The following is a 17,625-nucleotide window of genomic DNA, read 5'->3' on the forward strand; positions in this document are numbered from 1 at the left end:
CCGTCTTTCCAGTCCGTCAGGCCAACCTCAGCTGCGCCGGTGAAGGGGTATTTACGGATTAGACTCCCTACCCGCAAGCGGAAAATGCACAAAAACTATAGAAAATGCAGATTTCAAAATTAATTATTTATTTTCAAATTGTTAGCTGATCCATATCAAGCGGAGGCGCGCCAAAATCGTCGGAAACACAGACGGGGTTCCGCACTTTATCACCTTGTTCATAATGTAACTCACAGACTCGCTTCCGAGTCAGGCAGAATCTGCTGTGTTGGACTGGAGTGACAGGCTTGGAATCGGCAACCGGAGGGTAAGAAGGATGACGATAGCTGCCAAATAGATCAGCGGCTCGATCTGAAACCCTTTTGCCAGCATCACATAATGCAGGCCGCCCAGCAAAGCGGCCGGGTACACCAGCCAATGCAGCCTGCGCCAACGCGGCCCCAGTTGGCGCACCGACCAGTTGTTGGATGTTACCGTCAGAGGCAACAGCAAAAGAAACGCCCCCATTCCAACTGTAATATAAGGACGCTTGAGAATATCCGCCCAAATCTGGCTGGGAAGCTGTACGTCCAGAACCAGCCAGACAAGGAGATGCAGGCTGACATATACAAAAGTCAGCACGCCAATGGCCCGACGGAACTTCATCAGGTTCAAGCCCACAAATCGGCGCAAGGATGTGATGGCCAGACCGGCAATCAGCAATTGTAACGCCAGTTCGCCATAGCGGTGCTCCAGCGCCTCAATCGGTTCGATCCCCAAACCGCCAGTCAGGCCAAGATAGAACAGCCAGGGCGCAGGCAGCACCCCCGTCAAATAAACAGCCCATACCGGAATACGCCGGAGTGTCTGATTGATAGCTTGCATGATTCTAGTAATTCCTGGCCAGATCCATACCTTCATAAAGGCTGGCGACCTCTTCTTCATAACCGTTGAACATCAGCGTCGGTTTACGCGAGGCAAACAAGCCGCCGCCGATTTCACGTTCTGAGGCTTGTGACCAGCGCGGATGATCCACGTTCGGGTTTACATTGCTATAAAACCCGTATTCTCGCGAATTGGCCATATTCCAACTGGTGGGCGGCTCTTCTTCAGCAAGCGTGATACGGACAATCGACTTGATCGATTTAAACCCGTATTTCCACGGCACGACCAGACGCAAAGGCGCGCCGTTCTGATTTGGGATCGGCTTGTTATAGATACCAGTGGCCATGATCGTAAGCGGATGCATCGCCTCATCCAGGCGCAAACCCTCGCGATAGGGCCATTCCAGAATTGGATAGCGTGTTCCCGGCATCTCATCCGGGCGGTGGGCCGTTTCGAACGCCACGTATTTCGCGCCCTCTTTAATCCCTGCCATGTTCAGAAGATCGGCCAATTCGAACCCGTTCCATGGAATGACCATCGACCAGGCTTCAACGCAACGGAAGCGATAGATGCGTTCTTCGATCGTCATCTCGGACAGGATGTCCTTGAAATCATACTCACCGGGACGATCGACCAGACCGTCAATCTTGACGCTCCAGGGTTCGGTCACCAGCGTATGTGCATATTTCGCCGGATCATCTTTTCCGGTCCCGAACTCATAGTAGTTGTTGTAACTCGTGATCTCTTCCCACGTGTTCGGCTCCAGCGCATCCTGCGCCGCAGCTGGTCGACCCATTGCCGCCAAACCAACACCCGCCATCCCGGCCATGACCTGCCGCCGGTTCAGGAACGCCGCCCGTGGGGTGACGTAGGCATGTGTCAATGTATTGGTCCAGCGATGCGCCATCTGGGTCTCCGTCATATTCGTTTGTCATTACAGATTTAGGGTGCTGATAGCACAGACCCATGGAAACAGGCGTCACGTTTGAGCGACGTGATTGTAACGTTCCGGTTGGCGACAGGCCCAGACAGGCGGACTGTGCCGCGCTTTGCCCGTTGTTTGACGGTCGTCACGACCTGAGCCAACTCGCGGTGCTCGAACATTACGCCGGGCATATACGTTTTACTCAGAGCTGGCTCTGAAAGGAGAATTACAGCCGGGTAGCCTGCCTGCAGTCTTTACAACTGCGGGTCCAAAACTGCACTCTGTCCGACAGGCACCATACGCGATCAACAGTGTGGCGGGCCTGTTTTTGCAGCCGCGTGGCCGCAATGGGAGGACAAAAATGTGTGATATCTGTGTAATGAACGCCGTAAAAGACAGGATGCTGTCCCGGCGCGGGTTCTTCAAAGCTGCTGCGGCATCGGGTGTTGCGGCTGCCGCAACCGGAGCAATGGCACCGGCCGCACTGGCCGCGGGGCATGGCGGTGTCCAAGACATGACCCACACGCTCAGCCCGGAGTTCCCGACCTGGGGCGGAGAGCCGGGCATCTCGGCTGAACAGGCATTCAATTTCGCGGAACACGGATTCAATCTGTTCAATTTGTCGATTAATGAGCATACGGGCACGCATATAGATGCCCCACTGCACTTTTCTGCGGATGGAGCTTCAGTCGATGAAATCCCGGTCTCAGATCTGGTTGCACCACTTTGCGTGGTCGATATCGCAGCCCGCGCAGCAGAAGACGCCGATACGCGTTTAACCCCTGATGACCTGAAAGCCTGGATAGCCACCAACGGTGACATCCCCGACGGGGCCTGCGTCGCCATGCACTCGGGATGGGCAGGCAAAACCGCTACGGATAAGTTCCGCAATTTCGACGGCGAAGCGCAGCATTACCCAGGCTTTCACGTTGAAGCTGCGCAGATGCTGATGGAGGAAACCGGGGCGCGGTCAATTGCCGTTGACACCTTGTCACTGGATCACGGCATGTCTGCGGATTTCGCCACCCATTATGCCTGGTTGCCTTCTGGCCGGTTCGGGATCGAATGCCTGGCCAATCTGGACCGGGTACCCGCGACGGGCGCGACACTTGTTATTGGCGCACCGAAACACGCTGGCGGTACCGGAGGTCCGGCGCGGATACTTGCGCTGATCTGACCTAACTGACGTACGGCGAAACTGGCCCGCTTTCTTCAGTGGGCCAGTTTCCTTCTGCGCATTCCATGAGTGGTAGGCACTGAGAGAAAGCCAGCCAATGGGCAAGACCAAATCTGATACCACACGGCGCTATGATACCGCTGCACCAAAATGGCGGGATAAGATGCGTGCTCTTGGTTATTACGATGCGTATCTTGGTTTTCTGTCAGCAAGTCAGCTCGCGCCAGAGCATAACAATCGGGTTGTTGATATCGGTGCCGGAACCGCCTCGTTTGCAGAAGCCTGGGTCGCTGTTCATGGGTCACCCGTCGAAGTAACCCTTCTCGAACCCAGTCAAGCCATGTTGAAACAGGGTCAAAGCGCGTTACAGGCGCGGGGTGTCGAGCCAAGACTTGTGCAGGGCTTGTTAGGGTCTGTCGTTCTGGAACCCGCTGATGTGGCACTGGTTGCGCATGTCATCGAACATTGCCTCGATCCTTTGTGCGCACTTGAGCAGATTCACGATTTGATGCGCCCTAGTGGTCGTTTGTATCTGGTGGTGTCAAAGCCGCATTGGTGCAATGCGATCATCTGGCTGCAATGGCGCCATCGCACATTCGGCAGAGAAGAAATTCTGGGACTATTGCACAAAGCTGGCTTCGAATGCGAATGTGAGCACTCATTTCCCGCAGGCCCACCATCCCGGACAAGCCGGGGAATTTTGGCGCGTCGGAGAACGTAGATTCAGACAAATAAAGACCCGCCAATACGGCGGGTCTTCCGTTTGTGCCTAAGTCAATGCACCACTGCGTCATCCGGGCGGGGCCGTTCCGACGTCCCCAACCGGTCACCGATGATCAAGCCATCTGCCCCGGCGGTGACCGGAACGACCTCACCATCCTTGATATCACCGGCCAGCAGCGCTTCGGCCAGCGGGTTCTGCAGGGCGCGTTGAATCACGCGTTTCAGCGGGCGGGCTCCGAAGACAGGGTCATAGCCTTCGTTGGCCAGCCATTCCTTGGCGCCATCGTCCAGGGCCAGCTCGATCTTGCGGGCCGCCAAGCGTTTTTGCAGACGCGCCATCTGGATATCGACGATGCCATCCATATCGGCCCGCTTGAGCCGGTCAAAGATGATCGTTTCGTCCAGACGGTTCAGGAACTCGGGCCGGAAATGTGCCCGCACCGCATCCATCACGTCACGGCGGGCCTGCGCGCTGTCCGCGCCATCGGGCAACTGGCTGAGCGCCTGAGAGCCGAGGTTCGACGTCAGAATGATCAGCGTCTGCTTGAAGTCCACGGTGCGGCCCTGACCATCGGTCAGCACACCGTCATCCAGAACCTGCAACAGCACGTTGAACACATCCGGGTGCGCCTTTTCGACCTCGTCAAACAGCACGACCTGATAGGGCCTGCGCCGCACGGCTTCGGTCAGCACACCGCCTTCGTCATAACCGACATAGCCCGGAGGGGCACCGATCAGACGGGCAACCGCGTGTTTCTCCATGAACTCGGACATGTCGATGCGCACCATCGCGTTGTCGTCGTCGAACAGGAAGTTCGCCACGGCCTTGGTCAGCTCGGTCTTACCCACGCCGGTCGGTCCGAGGAACAGGAACGATCCCAGTGGGCGGCCTTCGTCATTCAGACCCGCTCGCGCACGGCGCACGGCGTTGGCGACAGCAGTCACCGCTGCATCCTGACCAATCACGCGGGAATGCAGAGCGTCTTCCATCCGCAACAGCTTCTCGCGCTCACCTTCCAGCATTTTCGAGGTCGGGATACCGGTCCAGCGTTCCACGACAGAAGCAATCTGTTCAGGGCGCACCGTTTCCTCGGCCATCATACCATTGCTTTCGGCGTTCTCGGCCTCGGTCAGCTTTTTCTCAAGCTCGGGGATGACGCCATAGGACAGTTCCCCCGCTTTGGCCAGGTTGCCTTCACGCTTGGCGATCTCAAGATCAGCGCGCGCCTTGTCGAGCTGTTCCTTCAGGTCACGGGCACCCGCCAGCTTGTCGCGTTCGGCCTGCCATTGCGCTGTCATCTCGGCGGATCGTTCCTGCAAATCGGCCAGGTCCTTTTGCAAGGTTTCCAGACGATCTTTCGAGGCCGCGTCATCTTCAAGCTTCAGTGCCTCTTCCTCGATCTGCATCTGGAGGATGTTCCGGTCGAGTTGATCGAGTTCTTCGGGCTTGCTGTCGACCTCCATCCGCAAACGCGATGCGGCCTCGTCGACAAGGTCGATCGCTTTGTCGGGCAGAAAGCGGTCAGTTATATAGCGGTGCGACAGGGTCGCCGCTGAAACAAGCGCTGAATCCGAGATGCGCACACCGTGGTGCAGTTCGTACTTTTCCTTGATGCCGCGCAGGATGCTGATCGTATCTTCGACCGTCGGCTCCTGCACCATTACAGGCTGGAACCGGCGCGCAAGGGCTGCGTCTTTTTCCACGTATTTGCGGTACTCGTCCAGCGTGGTCGCACCGATACAATGCAGCTCGCCGCGGGCAAGCGCAGGCTTGATCAGGTTGGCCGCATCCATTGCACCATCAGATTTCCCGGCACCGACCAGCGTATGCATTTCGTCGATGAACAGGATGATTTCACCCGCAGCTTCAGTCACCTCGGTCAGAACGGCCTTGAGGCGTTCTTCGAATTCACCGCGATATTTCGCACCGGCGATCAGCGCACCCATATCGAGCGCAAGCAGCTTCTTGTCCTTCAGCGATTCCGGCACATCGCCGTTGATGATACGCAGGGCCATACCCTCGGCAATCGCGGTCTTACCGACGCCAGGTTCACCAATCAGAACCGGGTTGTTCTTGGTGCGACGCGACAGAACCTGCATCGAGCGGCGGATTTCCTCATCCCGACCGATGATCGGATCAATTTTGCCTTCGGCCGCAGCCTCGGTCAGGTCGCGCGCGTATTTCTTGAGCGCGTCATAGCCTTCTTCCGCCGACGCGCTGTCAGCGGTGCGACCCTTGCGGATGTCGTTAATCGCTTCGTTCAGTTTTTGCGCTGATACGGCTCCGGCGTCCAATGCATCCTTGGCCTTGGACTTCACCATGCACAGCGCCATCAGAACACGTTCAACCGGCACGAAACTGTCGCCTGCCTTTGAGGCTATCTTTGCGGCCTCGTCCAGGACTTTGGCAGTCTGGCCATCCATGTAAATCTGGCTCGCGTCACCGCTGACCTTGGGGATTTTCCCCATCGCAGTGTCCAGCGCCTCAACCACGCGGCTCGGCGCGCCGCCCGCGCGTGTGATCAGGTTGCTGGCCAACCCCTGATCGTCATCCATCAGTGCTTTGAGTATATGCGTGGGCTCCAGCCTCTGGTGCCCCTCGCGCAGCGCAATGGTCTGCGCAGCCTGCACGAATCCCCGTGCCCGCTCGGTGAACTTGTTCAAGTCCATGATATTCTCCTTTTCCAAGCGCCCCGTTTTGACATGCCCGCCTGGCAGCACATATCGGTCGAAGCCTCACATTCAATCTGGGAAATATCTTCGGTGGTTCAAGAGGCTAAAACACAGAAATCGACCTATTCGCGCTGGATGGTATAGACTGTATAACCACCAGTCTCGGCGACCTGAACGGCACCCAGATCATTCACCAAAGTTTGGGCTGCCGCACTTCCCGTCGGGCAAGAGACCAGATCTGCGGTATGGTCCAGGAAATTGCCGGTAAACGCCGTTTCACCAGTAAGTTGACACCAATCACCCTCAGACCTGTAACCACCAACCAAACGCAAATCGTCATTGGTCGGCACTGGTGCAGCCCCTGTGTCCGGTGTTTCGGGTGGCGTGTCATTACACGCGGCCAGTGCAATCAACGCGCCCAGCAGAACCAGCTTATTCATTTTTTACCCCTTATTTTGAATTCAAGTTATCAATACAGAGCACGATAACACGAATTGAAGCTGCCTGCGCGGCTTAGCAGATGGACAGAGCGGCCCGAAGCCGCTAGGACGCAGACGTTTGCCAAAAAGGAGCGCCCCCATGTCAGATGACCGCCTGATCGTAGCCCTTGATGTCCCCAACGCTCTGCAAGGGTTGGCCATGGCTGAACGTTTGGGGGACAGCGTTTCTTTCTACAAAATCGGGCTGGGTATGCTGACCGGTGGCGGGTTGGCATTGGCCAACGAGCTGAAACAGGACCACGGCAAGCGCATCTTCCTGGACATGAAATTGTTCGACATTGGCAATACTGTAGAAAATGCCGTTCGGGGGTTGGCGCAATTCGATCTGGATTTTCTGACCGTGCATGGTGACCCTCATGTGGTGCGCGCTGCCAAAGAAGGTGCTGCGGGTAAAGACCTGAAGATCCTCGCCGTGACTATCCTGACCTCGCTGAACCGCGACGATTTGGACGCAAGTCTTCTGAAATCCGGCGATGTGCAGGACTTGGTTGTCGAACGCGCGGCCAAAGCCTTTGAAGCCGGAGCTGATGGCGTTATCGCCAGCCCGCAGGAAGCCGCCCTGATCCGTGCTCTGCCACAGGCTGAAGGGCGTCTGATTGTAACCCCTGGTGTGCGCCCGGCTGGCGCAGCGCTTGGTGATCAGAAACGTGTAGCCACCCCGGCAAGCGCCATTCAGGATGGCGCAGATCACATCGTTGTTGGCCGCCCGATTTATCAGGCAAAAGACCCAAAGGCCGCTGCTGAGGCCGTTCTTTCCGAATTAAATTCTCTCAAGGTGTGCTAAGACCACCTGGTCATTTCAGGTGGGTTTTGCGTTGGATTTTCCGCGCAACAAGTTGACCTAAGGTCACTTTTTGACGAAACCGCGCCAAATCGTCTCTGTGCCAGAAAACACACATTCAAAACCCGAGTTTTCTCGGCACAACCTTCATCCTATCGAAACTAATGATTTTCAGGGATTCTGAAGGGGAAATACTCCCCTACGAACCGCTTCTTCCTGAGGTTCGTTACTTCCCCCCGCGATGTGCGGGGGGTCTTCTTTTCAAATCATCCCATGCCAGCAGGGCCTTTGATCCAGGATCACAGGTGATATAAAGAACTTCCAAGCCAACTGCGGAACGCATGAGGACGCAGATGCCCGGTCTTTGCCGAGATTGCCTGACCACATTGTCAAACGAACAACGCTGTACTGCCTGTGGCAGTCCGCGGGTAAAGACTCACTCGGAACTGTTTGACCTGTCGATTGCCCATATGGATTGTGACGCCTTCTATGCCTCGGTGGAGAAACGTGACAACCCTGAACTGGCGGACAAACCGGTTATCATTGGCGGCGGCAAGCGCGGCGTTGTTTCAACTGCCTGCTACGTTGCCCGTATTCGCGGTGTCCGGTCGGCCATGCCCATGTTCAAGGCGTTGCAACTCTGCCCCGAAGCCGTCGTGATCAAGCCGCGCATGTCCGTCTACGCCCAGGTGTCGCGCGACATCCGCGCCATGATGGATGAATTGACACCCGTGGTCGAACCCCTGTCGCTGGACGAAGCCTTCATGGACCTGTCGGGAACCGAACGTTTGCATGGCGCGCCACCGGCCGTCATGCTGGCGCGTCTGGTCAAGCGCATGAAGGATGAAATCGGTGTCACCGGCTCAATCGGGTTAAGTCACAACAAGTTTTTGGCCAAGGTCGCATCGGACCTCGACAAACCGCGCGGATTTTCAGTGATTGGCCAGGCGGAAACGGCAGAGTTTCTGAGTGACAAACCCGTAAGGTTGATCTGGGGCATTGGCCCGGCTGCGCAGGAAGCGCTGGACCAGGCCGGGATCAGAACTTTCAGTGATTTGCTGCGTTGGGATCAGGAGGCACTTACCGCACGGTTCGGTTCGATGGGATATCGCCTGTGGCACTTGGCCCGGGGTCAGGACAAGCGACGCGTATCTGCGCATGAGCCGATGAAATCCATCAGCAACGAGACGACATTTTTCGAAGACACGTCGAGCCTTGATATTCTGGACGGCCATTTGTGGCGCATGGCCCTGAAAGTGTCGGACCGCGCCAAGGCAAAGGATCTGGCAGGTCGGGTTGTCACGTTGAAACTGAAGAAAGCCAATCACAAGATCCTGACGCGGCGCGTGTCCTTGCGGGATGCGACACAGATTGCCGACCGGATTTACCGCACGGCCCGGGGCCTGTTCGATCAGGTTGTCGATCAGGGGCCGTATCGGTTGTTGGGCTGTGGTTTGTCTGACCTTTGCCCGGCGGATCAGGCGGATATTTCCGGCGACCTGCTGGATCCGGATGCTGCCCGCAGATCAAAGGCCGAACGGGCCACGGACGAGATTCGCCAGCGGTTCGGGGCCGAAGCAATCATGAAGGGCCGTGCGCTGCGCTGATATTATTCCGCCGCCAGACGCTCTGGGCTCGCACCCAGGCTGGAAATCTCCCGGACCACCTGCCTGAGCAGCTTCGAGAACGCCATGAAATTGGCATTGGGCGCGATTTTTTCTTCGTCCATGTACAAAGCGCGATCGATCTCGATCTGAACAGCGTGCTGCTGGCGACCGGGACGACCATAGGTTTGTGTCACATATGCCCCGGCAAAAGGCGCATTGCGTGCCACGTTGAGACCCGCTGCCGCAAAAGCCGCTTCAATGAGGTCCACAACCTCAGAGGATGCGGACGCGCCAAACCGGTCGCCCAACACGATCTCGGGCCGCCTTCCGCGCGCAGTGCCTGCCATGGCCACCGCCTCGTGCGGCATCGAGTGGCAGTCCACCAGAATTGCCTGTCCGAACATCTCGTGTGATTCGGCCAGCAGGGATTTCAACCGCGCATGATAAGGGCGCCAATAAGTGTCGATGCGCAGCCGCGCTTCGTCCATGGTGAGTTTGCCGCGATAAATTGCCCGACCGTTGGCTACCACGCGGGGAATCACCCCGAGCCCTGACGCGACCCTTGGATTATGCCCGAGCCTGCGGGCACCGCTGATCAAGGCCGGGTCAAGTTCATCCAGACTGCGGTTCAAATCCAGATAGGCGCGTGGCATGGCCGCCTTGATCAAAGGGGCACCGTTTTCCGCGGCGGGCGCGAACAACTGATCAACAAAGGCGTCTTCTGAGGATCGAATCACGCTCCGGTTCAATACGGACCGGTTCAGAAAAGCCTCAGGATACTCCCGCCCGCTGTGAGGCGATGAAAAAACCACGCACGAGGTGCGGTTTTCGGGCATATCCAATACATAGGCTGCGCTTTGCATGATCCCTCCGTGCTCGTAATCAACATAGACCGGAAAAATTGTTCTTCCAAACCCCTTGAACCCATTTGCGACTCCTTTTATAGACCCGCTACCGGCGCGGGGATCCGCGCCCCATTTCGTTATGGGGCAAGGCACGCAAAGGGAAAGTGGGCGGTTAGCTCAGCGGTAGAGCACTTCGTTGACATCGAAGGGGTCACAAGTTCGATCCTTGTACCGCCCACCATGATTTCATTGTTCCGGTTCTCCGGGACACCCGAGTAACCCAGGCGCTGGCCACGTCCTTGATGAAGGCGCCGCAGATTGGAGACAGACCATGAAGGTCAGGAACTCGCTCCGCTCGCTCAAGAACCGGCACCGTGACTGCCGGATTGTGCGTCGCAAAGGCCGCGTCTACGTGATCAACAAGACGCAGCGCAAGTTCAAAGCGCGTCAGGGCTAAGAACTGCACATCACTGCTTAAAGAAACCGCACCTTCGGGTGCGGTTTTTTTGTTCCTCGATACACTGGTCGAAGGTTTGGTTGTTTTCAGGAAATTCGACAGTACGGTCGCGACCTTTTGACCGAGTAAATCAGTCGGATTTACTTGCATCCCGCCCAGAATCATATAATTGAGAAAATCAGTCGGATTAATGACCGGCCCGAAATTCAATTGTTGAGGCACACTATGCTGAAATCCACGACCTGCCTGGCCGCCGCGCTGTCGGCTCTGATCGCAACATCTGCCGCCGCCGAAGGCGAGCTGAACCTTTATTCGTCGCGCCACTATGACACCGACGAACGGCTGTATACCGACTTTGAAGACGCAACTGGCATCAAGATTAACAGGATCGAAGGCAAAGCGGATGAACTGATTGCCCGGATGGAAGCGGAAGGCGCAAACTCACCTGCCGACGTGATGCTGACCGTGGACACGTCGCGCCTGGCACGAGCCAAGAACGCAGGTATCCTGCAATCGATCGACAGCGCAAAACTGGAAGAGCGCATTCCAGCCAACCTGCAGGACAGCGACAATCAGTGGTTTGGTTTCTCGCAACGCGGTCGGATCATCTTTTTCGACAAGGAAAACGTGACCAACCCGCCGGCCACCTACGCTGATCTGGCCAAACCGGAATACAAGGGAATGGTTTGTATCCGGTCTTCGACCAACACCTACAACCAGACCCTGCTGGCGTCGATCATCACACACGAAGGCACTGAGGCCGCCAAGTCCTGGGCCGAGGGTGTTGTCGCCAACATGGCGCGTGACCCGCAGGGCGGTGACACCGACCAGTTGCGCGGCATCGTTTCGGGCGAGTGTGAAATCGCGGTTTCGAACACCTACTATTTCGCGCGTTCCATTCGCACAGACGTCAAAGGCTTGTCCTCAGACCGCGACATGATCGACTGGGTCTTCCCGAACCAGGACAGCTATGGCGCGCATATGAATCTATCCGGTGGTGGGGTCGCCGCGCACGCACCCAACAAGGAAAACGCGATCCTGTTCCTTGAGTATCTGGCCAGCGATCAGGCGCAGAAATACTTCTCGGCGGGCAATGACGAGTTCCCGGCTGTTCCAAATGTCGAACTGGCCGAGTCGGTCAAGGCGCTGGGTGAATTCAAGGCCGACGACGTGAACCTTTCAGACGTTGCAAAGAACATCCCCGAAGCGCAGAAGATCTTTAACGAAGTTGGCTGGAAGTAATCTTTCTTAGCGCTGACTTATTGAAAAGGATGCGGATTGTTCGCATCCTTTTTCGTTGATATGTGATATTTGTTAGTGTACTTTCTCATATATGAGAAATTTTTTCACGATGGTGTAATGCCTGACACCCTGTCAAACCGCCTTGCCAATCGCCTGAGCGAGCTGCGCCGCGGGCGCGGTTGGTCTTTGGATTACCTTGCCGAACGCAGCAGGATCAGCCGCGCCACCTTGTCCCGTATGGAAAAAGGGGATGTCAGCCCAACAGCCGACAACCTAGGCCGTCTGTGTGCTGCATACGATCTGCCGATCTCACGCCTGCTGATGATGGTTGAAGACAGCTTTGACCCCAAGGTTCCATTCGAACACCAGACCGAGTGGCGCGACCCTGAAACCGGCTTCACCCGCCGTGCTGTTTCACCACCCGCAAATGGATTGAACGCCGAGGTTCTGGAATGCCACCTTCCCCGGGACAGGGTCATTACCTACGAAGTGCCAACTAAATCGGGGCAAGAGCATCATCTGATCTTAGTGGACGGAGCGCTTACCCTGACGGTCGATGGAACACCCCACGCGCTGAACGCCGGAGATTGCCTGCGCTATCATCTGTCAGGACCGACCCGGTTTGAAACAGGGGCGTCGCGTGGCGCACGTTACCTGCTGGTGCTTATATGATCACGCGCCTGACCGATAACGATTTTGACGCGGCGCTGGACGACCTGGCAGAAATCCTGCATGCCTGTGTTCACGATGGGGCCAGCATAGGTTTCATACTTCCGTTTACCCTGAATGATGCGCGTGCGTACTGGCAACAATACGTACAGCCCGGTCTTAGGTCAGGTAAACTGGACTTGTTCGTTTCGAATGACGGTCCCCGCATTGCAGGCACCGTCCAACTGATCCCGGCGGCAATGCCCAACCAACCCCACCGCGCCGACGTGGCGAAACTTCTGGTCCACCCCAACGCCAGACGGCGGGGGTTAGGCCGATCCCTGATGAATGCGCTTGTTCTTCGGGCGCGAGAGGTGGGGCGCACGGTGCTAGTACTTGATACGCGCAGCACCGATCCCTCGCGGCTGCTTTATCAAAGCCTCGGGTTTCAGATCGCGGGGGAAATACCGAATTACTGCCGGAACCCATTTGAACCAAAATTCGAGCCCACAACCTATATGTACAAAAACCTTGACCCTTGAAAAGACGCAGCCCCCGCTACTGGGCGGCGGTTACCTTTTCGGGAAACTTGTTCGGCAACAGCCCGAGGCGGCGCGCACGACGAACATCTGCCAGCAGGTCCCGTTCGGCGGCCTCAAACAACTCTTCAGGGTCATCCAGAACAAAATACCCCATCTGGTGCATGTCGATCCGGTAGGGTGTTCGCAGAATCGTAAGAACGTCAAATGGGTCACGATCGGGTATGTCGCTGGTCACGGCATAGACCAGTTCTGTCGGCGACGACGCCAACCCTGAACCCAGCGCCTTGATCTGACCGTTCTGGCGGCGCAGGCCAAACTCGATCGAAAACCAGTAGAGCCTGATCAACCAGGCATAATCCGCGTCATCTGCCTGCTTTCCGGCTAGCCCGATGGCGTGGCTGAACGCGGCAAAACGCGGATCACTTAACAACGGTGTATGTCCGAATATCTCATGAAAGATATCCGGCTCTTCTATATAGTCGAAATCTTCCCGGGAGCGGATGAAAGAGGCGGCCGGAAAAACCCGATCCGCCAGCATCCCGAAAAACGTCTTGAATCCGATCAGCGCCGGAACCGGCTGCACCCGCCAACCGGTCAGGTCCAGCAACCGTTTAGAAATATCTGCACAAGAAGGCACTTTTGTCTTCGGTAGGTCCAGCCGCGCCAAACCGCTTAGGTATTCCGGCGCCATATAGCGCCGTACGTTTTCTTCCTGTGCCGCGTAAAGATCAGCCCAGACCGCATTCTCTTCGTCTGTGTAGGTAATGTGGCCATATTCATCCGCCAGTTTGGCGACATATTTGGTCGATTTGGGCATCAGCATCCTCCTGCATGAGATCAGGATACCTCAACTCACATGGAGAATTTGTTTTGATATTCTGAGTATCGCCCATATTATGAACGAAACACTCCGAGATATTGCCATTTGCGGGCCAAATGCTTCACCCTGCCGACATTGATATTTTGCGAGAGCTTCAGGCCAGTGGACGCGTGTCCATGCAGGAACTGGCCGACCGGACCGGGTTGTCGGCCTCGCAATGTTGGCGCCGCGTCCGTGACCTAGAATCGTCCGGGGTGGTTTCAGGGTATCGCGCGCAGGTTTCTGCCAAGGCAGTCGGCCTGAATGCCATTGCCTATGTCCACGTCGCGCTGAAGGACCATCAGGAGAACAGCATCTCGGCGTTTCTTCGTCTGGTCGAGACCGAGCCGCAAATCGTCGAGTGCGCCTCAATCACCGGGGATCACGACTTTATCCTGAAGGTTTACGCCAAAAACCCTGAGGATCTTGAGGTCTTCATCATGCAGCGCCTGTTAAAATCAGGGCTGGTCCGCGACACCCGCAGCAACTTTGTGCTTCGCCAGACCAAGACCCGCGGCCCTTTACCCATTCTTTGACAGGGTCCACCGAAACGGAACCTGAGCGGCTCTGTTAGCGGCTTAACCCATCCTTTCAAAGACGTGGTGTTGAAGGGCGGGGTGTGTCACTCAGTTGGAAAAGCCCGGCCACCATTTATTGGCGGCCGGGCTTACAAGGATCAAAACGTCTTCAGAAGTGAGCCGATTTCGCGGTCGCGGGCTTTTCCATCGGCGGCGCGAACTTGGTCAAATCGATCCCCTTTACTGCCGACTTGTATTCCTCGGCAGTTGGGGTGCGGCCCAAAATGGCCGAGAGCACGACAACCGGTGTCGACGCAAGCAGGGACTCACCCTTTTTCTCATCGGAGTCTTCGACAACACGACCCTGGAACAGGCGCGTGGATGTCGCCAGAACGGTATCGCCTTTTGCAGCCTTTTCCTGGTTCCCCATGCAAAGGTTACAGCCGGGCCGCTCAAGGTACAGGATATTTTCATATTCCGTGCGTGCCTTGTTTTTCGGAAACAGATCGTCGAATTCAAAGCCCGAGTATTTCTGAAGAATGCTCCACTCGCCTTCTTCTTTCAGCTCATCAATGATGTTGTAGGTCGGTGCTGCGACAACCAGCGGGGCCTTGAATTCGACAGTGCCCTGTTCCTCTTCAAGGTTCTTAAGCATCTGCGAGACGATAATCAGATCGCCCTTGTGCACCATGCACGACCCGACAAAGCCCAGATCAACCTTCTTTTCACCCTTGTAGTAGGAAACCGGGCGGATAGTGTCGTGCGTGTAACGCTTTGATACGTCAGCGTTGTTCACATCCGGGTCGGCTATCATCGGTTCGTCGATCTCATCCAGATCAACGACGAGCTCTGCAAAATACTTGGCGTTTTCATCGGGTTTCAGGGCCGGCTTTTCACCCGACCTGATCTCCGCGATCCGCGCATTCGCCTTGTCGATCAGACCTTGCAGCGTCTGGGCTTCGTTTTCCATACCCTTGTCGATCATGATCTGGATGCGGCCTTTGGCGATTTCCAGAGATTCAATCAGCGTGTCATCTTCGGAAATACAGATCGAAGCCTTGGCCTTCATCTCGGCCGTCCAGTCGGTGAATGTGAACGCCTGATCCGCCAGCAAGGTGCCGATATGAACTTCGATGATCCGGCCCTGGAAGACGTTGTCACCGAATGTCTTCAACATCTGCGACTGGGTGGCGTGAACCACGTCGCGGAAATCCATATGGTCTGCCATCTGGCCCTTGAAGGTCACCTTCACCGATTCAGGGATCGGCATCGTGGCTTCACCGGTGGCCAGCGCCAGCGCAACGGTGCCCGAATCCGCTCCAAACGCTACGCCCTTGGACATGCGGGTGTGCGAGTCGCCGCCAATGATGATGGCCCAGTCATCCACGGTGATGTCGTTCAGCACCTTGTGGATTACGTCTGTCATCGAATGGTAAACACCCTTGGGATCACGCGCAGTGATCAGGCCAAAGCTGTTCATGAACTTCATCAGTTTGGGTATGTTCGCCTGCGCCTTTGCGTCCCAAACTGACGCTGTGTGGCACCCGGACTGATATGCGCCATCAACGATGGGCGAGATCACGGTTGCCGCCATAGCTTCCAGCTCCTGCGCGGTCATCAGGCCGGTGGTGTCTTGCGACCCAACGATATTGACCTTCACCCGAGCATCCGAGCCCGCGTGCAGGACCTTTCCGTCAGCCACGCCAACCGCGTTTTTGTTGAAGATCTTCTCGACAGCTGTCAGGCCCTGTCCCTCGTGCGAGATTTCCTTGGACGGAGCAAATGCAGATTCCAGCGCAACACCAAGGGTTTCCGCCGCAAAGGTCTGCAGCTTCTTGCCAAAGACAATAGCGTAAGAGCCGCCAGCCTTGATGAATTCGACCTTTTGCGGCGTGAAGGACGACGATACATCGACAAGCTCTTTATCGCCTGCTTCGTTGTAAAGCTTCTTGTCCTTTGTGTTGATGGTCAGAACGGTTCCGGTCTCGACCGAGTATTTCTGTTCAAGGACAGGACTTTCGTCGTTGTTCAGGATCGGGTTGCCGTCGTCATCCAGCTTTTTGACCCAGTTCTTCAGGTCAATGCCGATACCTCCGGTCACGCCAACGGTGGTCAGAAAGATCGGTGAGATTCCGTTTGTTCCCGCGACAACTGGTGCGATGTTCACAAAGGGAACATAAGGGCTGGCTTGCGTTCCGGTCCACAAGGCGACGTTGTTGACGCCGGACATGCGCGACGACCCGACGCCCATTGTCCCTTTTTCGGCGACCAGCATGACACGTTTGTCCGGGTGTTGTTTCTGCAAATCCTGAATCTCGGCCTGTGCCGCCGGTGTGATCATGCATTTTCCATGCAGTTCCCGATCCGCACGAGAATGCGCCTGATTACCGGGCGACAGAAGGTCGGTGGAAATGTCTCCTTCGGCCGCGACATAGGTCACAACCTTGATTTCCTCTTCGATGTCAGGCAGCCGGGTAAAGAACTCGGCCTTGGCATAGCTTTCCAGAATGTCCTTTGCGATCACGTTTCCGGCCTCAAAAGCAGACTTGAGGCGCTGGGTATCCGCATCATACAGGAACACCTGCGTTCTCAGCACCTCTGCCGCCTGACTTGCGATCGACGCATCATCGCCCAGCGCCAGATCCAGCAGAACCTCGACCGAGGGGCCGCCTTTCATATGTGACAACAACTCGAACGCGAAGGCCTGCGAGATTTCTTCGACCGAGGCTTCACCCAGTATGATCTCTTTCAGTAACCGCGCCTTTTCACCAGCTGCGCTGGTTGTACCCGGCAGCGTGTTATAGATGAAATAGGACAAAGACTCGGCGCGGTGAACGTTGTCCACATCTTTGATTTGTTCAATGACTTCCTGAAGCAGCGCACCGTCTTCAATGGGTTTGGGGTGCAAACCTTGCTCTTTGCGCGTCTCGATCTCGTTCAGGTATTCTGTATATAGGCTCATGACGGTTCCGACCATTTAGCTGGTGCGCTGGCAGGTAATAAACCAGCGCCTTAATTTTGTATGCCGCGGTATACTAAATGCTCACAACTTGCAAGACACTCGCCTGCGACCCTGTGTCCTGATCGAGGATGTATCTGTCGAAATACCTGTCCGTCATGCGTGATTTGTCTGTCGCGGCCAATTGGTATCAGCACACTGGTACCCTAGCCCCCAGTGGCGGAAATCAGTTCCTTGGCCAGTGGCAAGGGTGAGTAACCCAGCCGAGACGGTGTCAATCCCAATCGCAAAATCACCATATCATG

General features: G+C 56.2%; 16 protein-coding genes and 1 tRNA gene. 10 read left to right on the forward strand and 7 right to left on the reverse strand.

Annotation, left to right across the window (positions count from 1 at the left end):
• Positions 1–249 precede the first annotated feature (249 nt).
• Positions 250–864 carry a protein-methionine-sulfoxide reductase heme-binding subunit MsrQ gene (msrQ, locus tag AC2FLU_RS03720; protein WP_480555929.1) on the reverse strand — a complete coding sequence of 205 codons (615 nt, stop codon included), beginning with the start codon at positions 862–864 and terminating at the stop codon, positions 250–252.
• Between the two features lie 4 nt (positions 865–868).
• Entirely contained in the window at positions 869–1,771 is a 903-nt protein-coding gene (msrP, locus tag AC2FLU_RS03725; RefSeq protein ID WP_480607486.1) for a protein-methionine-sulfoxide reductase catalytic subunit MsrP, read from the reverse strand.
• A gap of 379 nt (positions 1,772–2,150) precedes the next feature.
• Between msrP and AC2FLU_RS03730 the strand changes: the two genes are divergently transcribed.
• Positions 2,151–2,966: a cyclase family protein gene (locus tag AC2FLU_RS03730; RefSeq protein WP_480555930.1), complete on the forward strand. Its 816-nt coding sequence runs from the start codon at positions 2,151–2,153 to the stop codon at positions 2,964–2,966.
• A 97-nt stretch (positions 2,967–3,063) separates the two neighbouring features.
• Positions 3,064–3,687, forward strand: a complete 624-nt coding sequence (locus AC2FLU_RS03735) for a class I SAM-dependent methyltransferase (protein ID WP_496808992.1) — start codon at positions 3,064–3,066, stop codon at positions 3,685–3,687.
• 53 nt (positions 3,688–3,740) lie between these two features.
• Here AC2FLU_RS03735 and clpB read toward each other — a convergent pair whose 3' ends face one another.
• The gene (clpB, locus tag AC2FLU_RS03740) at positions 3,741–6,359 is read right to left on the reverse strand and encodes an ATP-dependent chaperone ClpB (protein WP_480555931.1); all 2,619 of its coding nucleotides are present in this window, start codon (positions 6,357–6,359) and stop codon (positions 3,741–3,743) included.
• Between the two features lie 125 nt (positions 6,360–6,484).
• Positions 6,485–6,802, reverse strand: a complete 318-nt coding sequence (locus tag AC2FLU_RS03745; RefSeq protein ID WP_480521174.1) for a hypothetical protein — start codon at positions 6,800–6,802, stop codon at positions 6,485–6,487.
• A 139-nt stretch (positions 6,803–6,941) separates the two neighbouring features.
• Between AC2FLU_RS03745 and pyrF the strand changes: the two genes are divergently transcribed.
• Both pyrF and AC2FLU_RS03755 read left to right on the forward strand, forming a co-directional pair.
• Positions 6,942–7,646 (forward strand): orotidine-5'-phosphate decarboxylase, encoded by a 705-nt coding sequence (gene pyrF / locus AC2FLU_RS03750; protein ID WP_480474867.1) that lies wholly within the window; start codon positions 6,942–6,944, stop codon positions 7,644–7,646.
• Positions 7,647–7,996: 350 nt separating this feature from the next.
• Positions 7,997–9,250: a DNA polymerase IV gene (locus tag AC2FLU_RS03755; protein WP_496808991.1), complete on the forward strand. Its 1,254-nt coding sequence runs from the start codon at positions 7,997–7,999 to the stop codon at positions 9,248–9,250.
• Between the two features lie 2 nt (positions 9,251–9,252).
• On the opposite strand, the gene AC2FLU_RS03760 is transcribed toward AC2FLU_RS03755, so the two are convergent.
• Entirely contained in the window at positions 9,253–10,113 is an 861-nt protein-coding gene (locus AC2FLU_RS03760; protein WP_496715664.1) for an N-formylglutamate amidohydrolase, read from the reverse strand.
• A gap of 148 nt (positions 10,114–10,261) precedes the next feature.
• Here AC2FLU_RS03760 and AC2FLU_RS03765 point away from each other — a divergent pair.
• From AC2FLU_RS03765 to AC2FLU_RS03785, 5 genes are all read left to right on the forward strand, one after another.
• A tRNA-Val gene (locus AC2FLU_RS03765) sits at positions 10,262–10,336 on the forward strand.
• A gap of 90 nt (positions 10,337–10,426) precedes the next feature.
• Positions 10,427–10,552, forward strand: coding sequence for a type B 50S ribosomal protein L36 (gene ykgO, locus AC2FLU_RS03770; protein ID WP_085868787.1), 126 nt, complete (start codon positions 10,427–10,429; stop codon positions 10,550–10,552).
• A gap of 225 nt (positions 10,553–10,777) precedes the next feature.
• Positions 10,778–11,794 (forward strand): Fe(3+) ABC transporter substrate-binding protein, encoded by a 1,017-nt coding sequence (locus AC2FLU_RS03775; RefSeq protein WP_480521179.1) that lies wholly within the window; start codon positions 10,778–10,780, stop codon positions 11,792–11,794.
• Between the two features lie 117 nt (positions 11,795–11,911).
• Complete coding sequence (locus AC2FLU_RS03780; RefSeq protein WP_480521181.1) at positions 11,912–12,466, forward strand: helix-turn-helix domain-containing protein; 555 nt, start codon at positions 11,912–11,914, stop codon at positions 12,464–12,466.
• Positions 12,463–12,984: a GNAT family N-acetyltransferase gene (locus AC2FLU_RS03785; protein WP_480521183.1), complete on the forward strand. Its 522-nt coding sequence runs from the start codon at positions 12,463–12,465 to the stop codon at positions 12,982–12,984. Before AC2FLU_RS03780 ends, AC2FLU_RS03785 begins: the two co-directional genes overlap by 4 nt.
• 16 nt (positions 12,985–13,000) lie before the next feature.
• Here AC2FLU_RS03785 and AC2FLU_RS03790 read toward each other — a convergent pair whose 3' ends face one another.
• On the reverse strand, positions 13,001–13,801 hold the full coding sequence (locus AC2FLU_RS03790) for a phenylalanine 4-monooxygenase (RefSeq protein ID WP_480521185.1): 801 nt from the start codon (positions 13,799–13,801) through the stop codon (positions 13,001–13,003).
• Positions 13,802–13,920: 119 nt separating this feature from the next.
• Here AC2FLU_RS03790 and AC2FLU_RS03795 point away from each other — a divergent pair, with 119 nt between their 5' ends.
• Positions 13,921–14,379, forward strand: a complete 459-nt coding sequence (locus tag AC2FLU_RS03795) for an Lrp/AsnC family transcriptional regulator (protein ID WP_480623872.1) — start codon at positions 13,921–13,923, stop codon at positions 14,377–14,379.
• Between the two features lie 151 nt (positions 14,380–14,530).
• On the opposite strand, the gene AC2FLU_RS03800 is transcribed toward AC2FLU_RS03795, so the two are convergent.
• On the reverse strand, positions 14,531–17,323 hold the full coding sequence (locus AC2FLU_RS03800) for a bifunctional aconitate hydratase 2/2-methylisocitrate dehydratase (RefSeq protein ID WP_496808990.1): 2,793 nt from the start codon (positions 17,321–17,323) through the stop codon (positions 14,531–14,533).
• Positions 17,324–17,625: the final 302 nt, after the last annotated feature.

The sequence above is a fragment of the Ruegeria sp. SAZD013 genome, assembly GCF_059612525.1.